The organism is Streptomyces phaeoluteigriseus (assembly GCF_001896135.2).
GTDB classification, from domain to species: domain Bacteria; phylum Actinomycetota; class Actinomycetes; order Streptomycetales; family Streptomycetaceae; genus Streptomyces; species Streptomyces phaeoluteigriseus.
On sequence record NZ_MPOH02000019.1, the window covers coordinates 173,268 to 184,762 of the forward strand.

Below are 11,495 nucleotides of genomic sequence, written 5' to 3' on the forward strand. Positions count from 1 at the left end.
AGCTCGACCGGGCTGACGGCCGTCGGCGTGGGGTTCGGCGTGGCGCTGCTCCTGCTGTCGACCGCGCTGCCGAACGTGCTGTCCGCGCGGCACGACCGCGAGCAGGCCCGCATGGACTACACGTACGACCTGACCGAGCCGCCCAAGGCGGACGACACCCTGGTGATCTCCGACGTCGACACGACGTTCCGGGACAAGGACGTGCGCGGGCGGCTGATGGAGCCGGAGGGGCCGCGGGCGCCGCTGCCGCCCGGCGTGAGCCGGTTCCCGGGCCCGGGCGAGATGGTCGTCTCGCCCGCGCTGAGGAAGCTGCTCGCCGCGGACGGTTCGGCCCTGCTGCGGGAGCGGCTGCCGTACCGGATCATCGGGGACATCGGGGAGAGCGGGCTGGTCGGCTCGCAGGAACTCGCCTACTACGCGGGCGGATCGGGGCTCGCCGCGCGCGTCGACGGCTCGCAGACGGCCCGGCTGACGGAGTTCGGCGACCCGAACCCGACCACCGAGGAACCCGACCCGGTACTGGTCCTGCTGAACATCGTCGTGATCGTGGCGCTGCTGATGCCGGTCGCGGTGTTCATCGCGGCGGCCGTGCGGTTCGGCGGCGAGCGGCGCGACCGCCGGCTCGCGGCCCTGCGGCTGGTGGGCTCCGACAGCCGGATGACCCGGCGTGTCGCGGCGGGCGAGGCCCTGGCCGGCGCACTGCTCGGCCTGGCCCTCGGCACCGGGTTCTTCCTGATCGGACGCCAGGTGGCGGGCTCGGTCGAGCTGATGGGCGTGAGCGTGTGGCCCAGCTATCTCGACCCGTCCCCCGCGCTGGCCGCGCTGGTCGCGGTGGCGGTGCCGAGCGCCGCCGTACTGGTCACGCTGCTCGCGCTGCGCGGTGTCGTGATCGAGCCGCTCGGCGTGGTGCGCGCGGCGAAGCCCGCGCGGCGCCGGCTGTGGTGGCGGCTGCTGCTGCCGGTGGCCGGCCTCGCGATGCTCTACCCGATGGTCGGCCAGGGCCGCGACAACGGCGACTTCAACCAGTACCTGGTGGTCGGTGGCGTCCTGCTGCTGCTCGTCGGGATCACCGCACTGCTGCCGTGGCTGGTGGAGACGGTCGTCGGCCGCCTCGGTGCCGGTGGCGTCGCCTGGCAACTGGCCGTCCGGCGACTCCAGCTGAGCAGTGGTACGGCGGCCCGGATGGTCAACGGCATCGCGGTGGCGGTGGCCGGGGCGATCGCGCTCCAGATGCTGTTCGCCGGCGTCGACGGCCAGTACACGCAGGAGACCGGCCAGGATGTCCGCCGGGCGCAGATGCAGGTGGGTCTCCCGGACGGCGTCCCGATGGCCGCGACCGTCCAGCAGTTCGCCGACACCAAGGGCGTACGCAAGGTCACGGCCCTGTGGGAGGGCTACCTCGGTGACACCTCGTGGGACACCGAGACCGGCCCGGGCCTGTCCACCGAGCTGACCGTCGGCGACTGCGCGGCCCTGCGCGAGGTGGCGAAGCTGCCGTCCTGCGCGAACGGCGACCTGTTCGTCCTGGAGGGCGCCGAGTACTCCGTCGACGGGCCGGCGCTGAACCGGCCGGGCAGGAAGCTGTACCTGGAGTCCTACGGCCGCGGCGACGTCGCCGAGGTCACCTGGACCGTCCCGGCGGGCGTCGGCACGGCCCGCTCGATCACGGACCCGGCCGGCAGCCGGCGCGGCGGCTTCCTGATGACTCCGGCCGCGATGCCGGAGGATGTCGCGAGGACCGTCAGAGGAGAGCTGTACCTCTCGGTCGACGAGTCGGTGCCGGACGCCTCCGACCACGTCCGCAACACCGCCGCCCGCGTGGACCCGCTGGCCGATCCGACCAACTGGACGGCCACCAGGACCTCCGCGAGGTACGACTCGCTGCGCACGGGGCTGCTCGTCGGCGCCGTCTGTGTGCTGCTGCTGATCGGGGCGAGCCTGCTGGTGTCGCAGCTGGAGCAGTTGCGCGAACGCCGCAAGCTGCTGTCGGCGCTGGTCGCCTTCGGCACCCGCCGCCGCACGCTGACCATGTCGGTGCTGTGGCAGACGGCGATCCCGATCGCGCTCGGTCTGCTGCTGGCCTCGGTGGTGGGCATCACGCTGGGCGGGGTGCTGCTGCGGATGTCGGACACACCGGTGGGCGTGGACTGGGCGAGCGTGCTGGCCATGACCGGCACCGGCGCCGGGGTCGTCCTGGCGGTGACACTGCTGAGCCTGCCACCGCTGCTGCGGCTGATGCGGCCGGAAGGCCTGCGCACCGAGTGAGCACGGTGGAGCGGGCGGGCCACCCGCGGACGCCGTACGCCCCTTCGGGCAGGGCGTGTCCGTCCCGGCGGCCTACGCCGCGTCCGGGAGCCGGCACGAGCTGCTCGGTGGGGAGCGGCGCCCTGCCGGGGCCGGCGCCCACCGGTCGGCGGGAGCGTCCGCTGACGGCGCTCGTGCCGAGCGGCGCGATGACGGTGCCGGCCGTGCGCACGGCCCGATGACGGTGCGCCGGGCGGCGGACGGAACGCGCCGCCGTGCCCGCCCCGTTCACCCCTCGGGGTGGGCGGGGCCCGGTCGTTCCTCGCCCCCGTCGCCCCTCCCCGTCCCGTCCCGGGGGGTTTCCGTCCCCGGGCCCCCGCTGTCGGCCTCAACGGCCTCGTCCTCGACCGCCGCACGGGCCGGCTGTCGTACCGGAGCCGCGTCGAGCGCCGTCGTGCCCCTCGGCTTCGATGCCGTCAGCAGGGCCGGTTCCCTCGAGTACGCGTACAGGTAGCCCACCACCGTGTTCGTCACCGCCACCAGCGGTACGGCGACCACCGCGCCACCGATGCCGGCCACCATGCCGCCGGAGGCCACCGCGAGGACCACGGCGAGCGGGTGGACGCGCACGGCGCGGCCGAGGATGAACGGCTGGAGGATGTGCCCCTCGATCTGCTGCACGGCCAGCACGACCGCCAGGGTCATCACCGCGGTGAAGACGCCCTGGGTGACCAGGGCGACGACCACGGCCAGCGCCCCGGAGGCGACCGCGCCGACCAGCGGGATGAAGGAGAACAGGAAGATGAACACGGCCAGCGGTACGGCCATGGGCACGTCGAGGAAGTAGATGCCGAGGCCGATGAAGATGGCGTCGATCAACGCCACCAGCACCGTGCCGCGCACGTACGCCGTGAGCGTCGCCCAGGCCCGCGGACCGGCGCCCGCGACGCCCGGCCGGGCGGCGGCGGGGACCAGCTTGAGGGTCCACTGCCAGATGCGCTTGCCGTCGTAGAGCAGGAACAGCGTCGAGAAGAACGCCAGCAGGATGCCGGCGAGGGCCTCCACGACGACGGTGACGCCCTCCAGGCCCGCGGAGGTGATCTCGTCGGTGTTGGCGCCGACCGCCTCGCGCAGGTTCTTGGCGATGCCGTTGATCTGCTTGTCGGTGACGTGGAAGGGGCTGTTGAGCAGCCAGCGACGCAGGTCGTCGATGCCGTCCTGGACCTGGTCGGAGAGGTTGTCGATGTTCTCCATGACCTGCCAGGTCACGAACCAGCCCATCAGGCCGATGACCACGAACCCGAGGATCCCCGTCAGCGCGGTCGCGGGCCCGCGGGGCACGCCCAGCCGCTTGAGCCGGGCCACGGTGGGTTCGAGGAGCGCGGTGAGCAGCAGGGACACCACGAAGGCCAGCACGACGAGTTGGACGGCGCTGATGATCTTCATCAGGACCCAGACGGTCCCGGCCAGCACCAGCAGGCGCCAGCCCGCCTCGGCGGCGACCCGGACACCCCAGGGCACGACCTGCGCGGGGTCCGGGCGCGGCGAGGGAGGCGGGAGTTCCCCGGCGGGCGCCGCCGGCATCTCGGGCACCGCCGGCTCCGGCCCGGCGCCGCTCTCCCGGTCGGTCTCGGCCCGACGCTCGTCGAGCCGCTGTCCCATCTTGGTCAGACCGGCACCCACCCGGCCGAGCCACCTTGGCACTCGCGACATGATCCGCCCTCTTCCCCCGTCTCTCCCCACCACTCACCCCTGGAGCCGTCGGCATAGACCGTACAGGGCGAAAGCCCCTCCCCCTAGGACGGGGAGGGGCTGCGCGGGGTTGAGCTGTCGGTGCTGGGCGGCGGGCCTAGTACCAGTGGTTGGACTGCCAGAACGACCAGGCGTCACACGGGCTGCCGTAGCGGTCGTTCATGTAGTTCAGGCCCCACTTGATCTGGGTGGCCGGGTTGGTCTGCCAGTCGGCGCCCGCGGACACGTACTTGCCGGCGGGCAGCGCCTGGAAGAGACCGTAGGCGCCCGAGGAGGGGTTGACGGCCCGGTAGTTCCAGCTGGACTCGTGGTCCACGATGTTGCTGAAGCACTGCCACTGGCCGCTCGGCACCATCTGCTTCGCCATGGCCTGGATCTGGGCGATGGTGTAGGAGTTCTGGACCGGGAAGTCGGCGGAGCTGCGGCTCGCGGCGGCCTTGACCTCGGCGCGTTCCTTGGCGTCGGCGGCCGCCTTCTCCGCGGCCTCCTTCTTCGCGATCGCGGTCTTGGCCGCGGCCTTGCGGGCCGACTCCTCGGCGTCCTTCTTGGCGCCCTCGTCAGCGGCGATGGCCTGGACACTGGCCTGCTGCGTCAGGGAAGCGGTCTGCACCTGGGCCTGCTGACCCACGGGGATGTCTGCGAGGAGCGTCGTCGAGTCGCTTACCGTCGCTTCCGCGTCGTTCGGCTGCGCGGTGCTGCCCGAGGCAACACCGACGACGCTTCCGACGGCGGTGACCGCGGTGGCCGAAGCCACTGCGAATCCCCGGACCGAGATCCGGCTCACACGGTTTCCTTCCAGCATCGCCCGCTTCGGTGACCCTGGCGGACGCAATCGTGCCCCTGAACACTGGCCTCCCAACTGCGGGGTCACGGGAGGCGCGGGCCCGGTGGGCAACTCCCTGCTCGGGAGCGCCGCGTGGTGCGCGGGCGGCATACGACGAAGCTATGGAGTTGATGTGGTGTCGTATCGCTGGGGATACACGTGTGTCGTATGCGGGGCCTGACAGGAAGGAGACTCTGCCGTAACCGACGCCCACTGGCAATTCCGAGTTGCGTGTGAAAGCTCACATCCCGTTTCGCCCCGGGTATTTCATCGTTCGCCCACACACGAAGGCGCCGCCCGACTAGGCTCACAGCCTTTGCCGAGCGGCGCCAACTACCTGATACGGCCCGCGAAACGGGGCGGTCCGGTCAGTTGTGTCCTTCCTCCAGCATTTCGGTCACCAGGGCCGCGATCTGGGACCTTTCGGACCGGTTGAGGGTGACGTGCGCGAAAAGCGGATGCCCCTTCAGTTTCTCCACGACGGCGACGACACCGTCGTAGCGGCCGACCCGCAGATTGTCCCTCTGCGCGACATCGTGGGTCAGAACGACCCGCGAATTGGCGCCGATCCGGGACAGAACGGTCAGCAGGACATTCCGCTCCAGCGACTGCGCCTCGTCCACGATCACGAACGCGTCGTGCAGCGAGCGGCCGCGGATGTGGGTGAGCGGCAGGACCTCCAGCATGCCGCGGGCGGTGACCTCCTCGATGACCTCGCGGCTGGTGACCGCGGACAGCGTGTCGAAGACCGCCTGTGCCCAGGGGCTCATCTTCTCGGCCTCGGAGCCGGGCAGATAGCCCAGCTCCTGCCCGCCCACCGCGTACAACGGGCGGAAGACCATCACCTTCTGGTGCTGACGGCGCTCCAGGACCGCCTCCAGGCCCGCGCACAGCGCGAGCGCCGACTTGCCGGTGCCGGCCCGGCCGCCCATCGACACGATCCCGATGTCCGGGTCGAGCAGCAGGTCGAGCGCGATGCGCTGCTCGGCGCTGCGGCCCTTGATGCCGAACACCTCCCGGTCGCCGCGCACCACCCGCACACCGCCGTCGGCCGTGACCCGGCCGAGCGCCCTGCCGCGCTCGGACTGGATGGTCAGGCCCGTGTGCACGGGGAGTTCGGCGGCTTCCGGGACGTACACATGTCCTTCCTCGAAGAGGATGTCCACCTGTTCGCCGGGGAGTGTCAGCTCGGACATTCCGGTCCAGCCGGAGGAGTCCGTGATGGCCAGTTCGGCCCGGTACTCCTCGGCGAGCAGACCCACGGAGGACGCCTTGATCCTCAGCGGGAGGTCCTTCGACACGACGGTGACGTCGAACCCCTCGGCCTGCAGGTTGCGGGCGACCGCGAGGATGCGTGAGTCGTTGTCCCCCAGGCGGTAGCCGGTGGGCAGCACGCTGGGGTCCGAGTGGTTGAGCTCGACACGGATGGTCCCGCCCAGCTCCCCGATCGGGATGGGGGCGTCGAGGCGGCCGAACTTCACCCGGTAGTCGTCGAGCAGGCGCAGGGCCTGCCGGGCGAAGTAGCCGAGTTCGGGATGGTGCCGCTTGGCCTCCAGCTCGGTGACCACGACGATGGGGAGCACGACCTCGTGCTCGTCGAAGCGGTTCATGGCGTGCGGGTCGGCCAGCAGGACGCTGGTGTCGAGAACGTAAGTGCGCCGGTCGGGCTTATGGCGCTTTGTGCTGGTCACCACGGAAGGACGTACCCCCTCGGATGAGGTCGGGGAGCGACGGAGTGGAGCTGGACCGGAAGTCGACCGCCTGCACGGGCCGAAAACCGGCCCTCCGCCGCCTCCGTGCGGACCGCACGATCGGGCTGGTGCAAAGGGCCTCCCGGGCGGACGGCCCCGTGCCGTCCGCTGAGATCCGACACCCGTGGTTCGGGCGTCGACCTGCTTGGGTTATGCCCTCGAAGACGCGCCGCCATGCCACGGCATATGACGGCGTGCCGATGAACTCCTCGTTACGTGCCCCCCAGCGGGGTACTCCGGGAAGTTCGACGGTGGCGCGGAGGCGTGGGGCCCGGGGTGACCGGAACGGGCCGGAGACGGCTGCGTCGTGGGGGAGACGGTGCGGCCGGCCGTCAGGTGCGTACGGCCGGCCGTCGTGTCCTTGGTGTGGTCAGCCGCCGAAACGCCGGTGCCGGGCCTCGTAGTCGCGCAGGGCTCGCAGGAAGTCGACCTTGCGGAAGGCGGGCCAGAACACGTCGCAGAAGTGGTACTCGGAGTGAGCGGTCTGCCACAGCATGAATCCGGACAGCCGCTGTTCGCCACTCGTGCGGATCACGAGGTCGGGGTCGGGCTGGGCGCCTGTGTAGAGGTGACGGCCGATCATGTCGATGTCGACGGACTCCGCGAGGTCCTCCATCGACACGCCCTTGTCCTGGGCGTCGAGGATCATCGAGCGGACCGCGTCGGCGATCTCCTGGCGGCCGCCGTAGCCGATGGCGACGTTGACGAGTATCCCGTCGATGTCGGCGGTGGTCTCCTCGGCCTCCTTCAGCGTGCGCTGCATGCCGGCCGGGAGGAGGTCGGGCGTGCCGACGTGGTGCACACGCCAGCGGCCGTCGGCGGCGAGGGTGCGGACGACGTCCTCGATGATGCCGAGAAGGGGGACCAGCTCTTCCTCGGCGCGGTCGAAGTTGTCCGTGGAGAGCAGCCAGAGCGTGACGACGCCGACGTCCGTCTCGGAGCACCAGCCGAGGAACTCCTCGATCTTCTCGGCGCCCGCCCGGTGGCCGTGCACGGTGGTGGAACCCGCGGCCTTCGCCCAGCGTCGGTTGCCGTCCATGATCACGCCGATGTGCTTGGGCACCTGAGCGTGGTCCAGGTGGCCTTCCACCCGGCGCGCGTACAGCCTCACCAGCAGGCCGCGCAGCTTGTCGCGCAGGTTCACGTGAATGTCAGCCCCTCCATGCGGTGGCGGTCCCCGCGGGCGGCAGCCTACCCCCACGAGAGCCGTGGGCGGCGGGTGGGGTGGGGGCGCGTCCGCAGCGGAGTGGGGTACGCCCGGTGCTTTCGGGTGCTTCCGCCGCACGGTGGGGGTGCGGGGCTTTTCCGGCGTCGTCGGGGGGGGCGGGAGCGCCTGCCGGGGGGCGGCGCCTCGGGCTGGACCCTGGGCGGGGCCCTGCGCGGGGCCCTGGGCGGGGTCCTTTACGGGGCCCTGTGCGGCAACAAAAAAACGGCCGTCCGTGGGGGGGATACGGACCGGCCCGAGGGGGGGTTTCCACCATAACCCTTCGTGAGGGATGCTGCGTGCATTGGCGCACCACAATTACTCTCCGCAGCCGTCCGGCGACGGGGCGGTGGTGGTTCCGGGTGGGATTCACAGGTGGTTCATGGCCGAAAGGCGGCGGAATCCCAGGCGGACGGGGCCGGACACCGGTGGAAGCGGAGGTTTTCGCGCCGGTTGAGCCCCTGTCGGGCAACTGCCCGCCCATCCCCCCGATGGACTACCCCACCCGTGCGTCCACTTGACGCGGCACGTCACCGCGCAGCCCCCTCCACCGCGCGGTGACGCCCGCGCAGCTTTGCTGGCGCGAATTGCCTGACCATGAATTTACCGGACCCGCGAAGGGGGTCCGGACCAACCGCGATAACGATGTGGAAACCCTGTGGAGATGACGGGTCGGATGCTCTGCTATGCCGGAAATCCCCCACTTCTCCAGGGCGTATGTCTGGATGTGTCCGGTGGGGCGGTCGGCGTTCGGGCGGGTTCGCGGGGTCGACGGACGCAAAGTGGGCTCGGCCCGTCGCCGCGGGGACGGGCCCGGTCCTCCTGCGGCTCCGGCGTCGGCCGCGCGTCCTCGGGGAGCGGCCGGCGTGAGGCGGGTGTGCCGCAGCGCGGACGGCGGTTCCTGGCCAAATCGGCCCGAGGAGAGGCCTCTTGGGGTCGGGGATGCCGTCAGGCCGGTCTGCGGGCCTCGACGAGGTGGCGGGTGCTGTGGGCCAGGAAGGGGCCTTCGGACTCGATCCGCTCGTGCAGGGAACGGAGTTGTTCCTCGTACCGGTCCACGGTGAAGCCCGGCACCATCCACACCACCTTGCGCAGGAAGTGGACGACGGCGGCGATGTCGTGGAACTCGACGCGCAGCCGTTCCGCGCGCAGTCCGACGATCTCCAGCCCGGCCGCCTCGGCGTCGGCGCGTTCACGGTCCGGGTGGCGGACGGCGCTCACCTCGTCGGGCAGCGGCCCGAGGAAGTACTCGACCAGCTCGAAGACGCTGCGCGGACCGACGTGTTGGGCGAAGTAGGTGCCGCCCGGTTCGAGGACGCGCGCGATCTCGGCCCACGGCGGCCGTACCGGATGCCGGCTGGAGACGAGGTCGAAGGCGGCGTCCGCGAAGGGCAGGGGCTCGTCCTCCGCGACGGCGACCACCGCGATCCCGCGCGGGCGCAGCAGGGCGGTGGCCTTGGCGACGTTCGCCGGCCAGCCCTCGGTCGCGACGGCGAGGACGGGTGCCTTCGGGGCGGCCCGGCCGAGGGCGAAGTCCAGGACCTCCCCTCCCCCGGTCTGGACGTCGAGGGCGGCGCGGGCACCGGCGAGGCGTTCGGCGAGGGACACCGCGTACCCCCAGGAGGGCCGCGCCTCGGTGGCCCGCCCCTCGAACCAGGAGAAGTCCCACCCCTCGGTGGGCACGGCCGCGCCCTCGGCGACGAGGTCCTCGAAGCCGCGGGGCCGGTCGTCGCCGTCCCGCGACGGCTGCTGGGCGCTCACCGCGGCCGCCACCGTCACTTCACCAGCGGGCGTACGTCGTCGCCCACGAAGCGGATGAAGCCCTCGGGGTCGGGTTCGTCGGCGGTCGGGAGGAGGACGACCGTGTCGGCGCCCGCCTCGGCGTACCGCTGGACCCGCTCGGCGACCTCGGCCGCGTCACCGGCGACACCGAGGCCCGGCACGTCGGTGAGGCCGGTCGTGACCAGTTCGCGCTGGAGGCGGGCGGCGGCGTCCTCCCCCGTGGCGGCGAAGAGATAGACGACGAGCTTGTGCGCGGCGGCGTCCCGGCCGGCCGCGGCCCTGCCCTCCCGCACCAGCTCACGTGCTGCGCGTACGCCCTCCGGCGAGAAGGACTCGTTGAGGACCGTGCCGTCCGCGACCTCGCCGGACAGCCGCAGGGTGCGCGGGCCGATCCCGCCGACCAGCACCTCGGCCCCGCCCTGCGGCGGCCAGTCCAGGGCGACGTCGTCCAGGGTGACGTACCGCCCCTGGGTCGTGATCCGCTCTCCGTTCAACAGGCCGCGCAGGGCGAGGGTGTACTCGCGCAGCAGGGTCAGCGGGGAGGCGGGGCGGGCGCCGACCTGGCCCATCCAGTCCTGGACGCCATGGCCGATGCCGAGGCTGACACGGCCGGGGAACATCCGGTGCAGGGTGGCGGCCTCCATCGCGGTGACGGCGACGTTGCGCAGCGGGACCGGCAGCAGGCCGACACGATCCGGACCCGCTCGGTCCAGGCGAGCGCGGCCGCGGCGGCCGAGATCCCGGCCTCACGGAAGCAGTCCTCGAAGACCCACAGCTCGTCCAGGCCGGTGGCATCGGCCAGTCGGGCGATCGTGCGGAGCCGCTCCGGGGGCAACTGTGGGCGGAAGATGGCGCCGAGTTCGGTCATGATCCCTTCCTATCCGGGTGCTCCCGCCCGGACAACCCCTTTACGGCGTCGCCGAGTCGACGGCTCGGGGGGCGTGGGGGCGTGGGGCTGCGGGGGTCATGGCGGGGGTGGGGGGTGCGGGTGGGGGGTGGTGGTCAGAGTTGAGTTCGAGAGCGGTTGAGCCGAGTTCGAAGGAGGTTGAGCCGAGTTCGAGATGGATCCGGCCACTCTGTGCGACGGGCCGCTCCGCGGTGTGACTGTTTGTGGCTACAGTCATCGGTGGGACATCGGGTGTTCGTACTTGGCTCTACGGGCGTGTTGCGTAACCGGGCGAGGGCGAACGGCGTCGTCATGGCCTGTCCCGCCTGCTCGACGCGGCGCCGGAATCGGCTGACACCCGATCGGCGGGCGCCTCGCCCGAGGACGACAACGGGATGCCACAGCTGTCGACAGACGCAAGGGCTGTCGTACTCCCGGCCGTCGAGGCACCTGCTTCACGCCAATCTCCTGGTGCGGCCGTGCGCCCGTGTGCCCGAAGAACTCACACACCCCACCCTGCCAGGAGCACCGAACAGAAGCAGTACGACGGGTCACGAGGAGGTTCCACGCATGGCGTGGGAGGAGTGGGAGCAGGTCAAGGCCGCCGCGGGGGAACCGGGCGGCCATGCGCGGATGCGACTCAACCAGCTACCGGTGGACCAGGGTGCGAGCGGCGGAGCCGGTGACCTGGTGGTGTCTCAGGACGACCTGGGCGCGGTCGGCCACGACGCCTACCTGCTGTGGGACGCCCTGCGCACGGCAGCGGACATCGCGGGCGCGGGCGCCGACAAGAGCGGCGAGGGATCCACTGCCCAGGCGGCGAGTTCACTCACGTCCCACGGCTTCGCCATGGGCGCCGGGCTGACCAAGACGGTGGAGATCTGGACCTCCCAGGCGAAGTCGGTACTCCAGGCGTGCGCGCACATCTCCAACCACCTCGACTTCACCAAGAAGCTGCACGCCGAGGATGACGCGAAGATCGCCGCCCAAACCGCGGCAATCGACGGCGGCGCCCTATCTGTGTCGGTTCTGAGCAAGTACTTCCAGTAGAGG

Annotated in this window: 7 protein-coding genes and 1 pseudogene; 2 read left to right on the plus strand and 6 right to left on the minus strand. The window is 71.5% G+C overall.

Annotated features, from left to right (window positions below; all coding sequences use genetic code 11):
- Positions 1 to 12: 12 nt before the first annotated feature.
- Complete coding sequence (locus BM536_RS30355) at positions 13 to 2,265, plus strand: ABC transporter permease (RefSeq protein ID WP_245873920.1); 2,253 nt, start codon at positions 13 to 15, stop codon at positions 2,263 to 2,265.
- A 267-nt stretch (positions 2,266 to 2,532) separates the two neighbouring features.
- Here BM536_RS30355 and BM536_RS30360 read toward each other — a convergent pair whose 3' ends face one another.
- From BM536_RS30360 to BM536_RS30385, 6 genes and pseudogenes are all read right to left on the minus strand, one after another.
- On the minus strand, positions 2,533 to 3,957 hold the full coding sequence (locus BM536_RS30360; RefSeq protein ID WP_094103750.1) for an AI-2E family transporter: 1,425 nt from the start codon (positions 3,955 to 3,957) through the stop codon (positions 2,533 to 2,535).
- A gap of 136 nt (positions 3,958 to 4,093) precedes the next feature.
- On the minus strand, positions 4,094 to 4,780 hold the full coding sequence (locus BM536_RS30365; protein ID WP_211362978.1) for an aggregation-promoting factor C-terminal-like domain-containing protein: 687 nt from the start codon (positions 4,778 to 4,780) through the stop codon (positions 4,094 to 4,096).
- Positions 4,781 to 5,187: 407 nt separating this feature from the next.
- Positions 5,188 to 6,513, minus strand: a complete 1,326-nt coding sequence (phoH2, locus tag BM536_RS30370) for an RNA 5'-3' helicase PhoH2 (protein ID WP_073498798.1) — start codon at positions 6,511 to 6,513, stop codon at positions 5,188 to 5,190.
- Positions 6,514 to 6,940: 427 nt separating this feature from the next.
- Complete coding sequence (locus BM536_RS30375) at positions 6,941 to 7,714, minus strand: isoprenyl transferase (protein WP_073498796.1); 774 nt, start codon at positions 7,712 to 7,714, stop codon at positions 6,941 to 6,943.
- Between the two features lie 1,008 nt (positions 7,715 to 8,722).
- Positions 8,723 to 9,535, minus strand: a complete 813-nt coding sequence (locus BM536_RS30380) for a methyltransferase domain-containing protein (protein ID WP_094103910.1) — start codon at positions 9,533 to 9,535, stop codon at positions 8,723 to 8,725.
- 14 nt (positions 9,536 to 9,549) lie between these two features.
- Positions 9,550 to 10,424 (minus strand): annotated as a pseudogene (locus tag BM536_RS30385) (LLM class flavin-dependent oxidoreductase).
- A 588-nt stretch (positions 10,425 to 11,012) separates the two neighbouring features.
- Between BM536_RS30385 and BM536_RS30390 the strand changes: the two are divergent.
- Positions 11,013 to 11,492 carry a hypothetical protein gene (locus BM536_RS30390; protein WP_073496601.1) on the plus strand — a complete coding sequence of 160 codons (480 nt, stop codon included), beginning with the start codon at positions 11,013 to 11,015 and terminating at the stop codon, positions 11,490 to 11,492.
- Positions 11,493 to 11,495 lie beyond the last annotated feature (3 nt).

Excerpts from the sequence above, each read along its gene's own strand:
- BM536_RS30360 (WP_094103750.1), bottom strand. The coding sequence starts at position 3,957 with ATGTCGCGAGTGCCAAGGTGGCTCGGCCGGGTGGGTGCCGGTCTGACC.
- BM536_RS30390 (WP_073496601.1), top strand. The coding sequence starts at position 11,013 with ATGGCGTGGGAGGAGTGGGAGCAGGTCAAGGCCGCCGCGGGGGAACCG.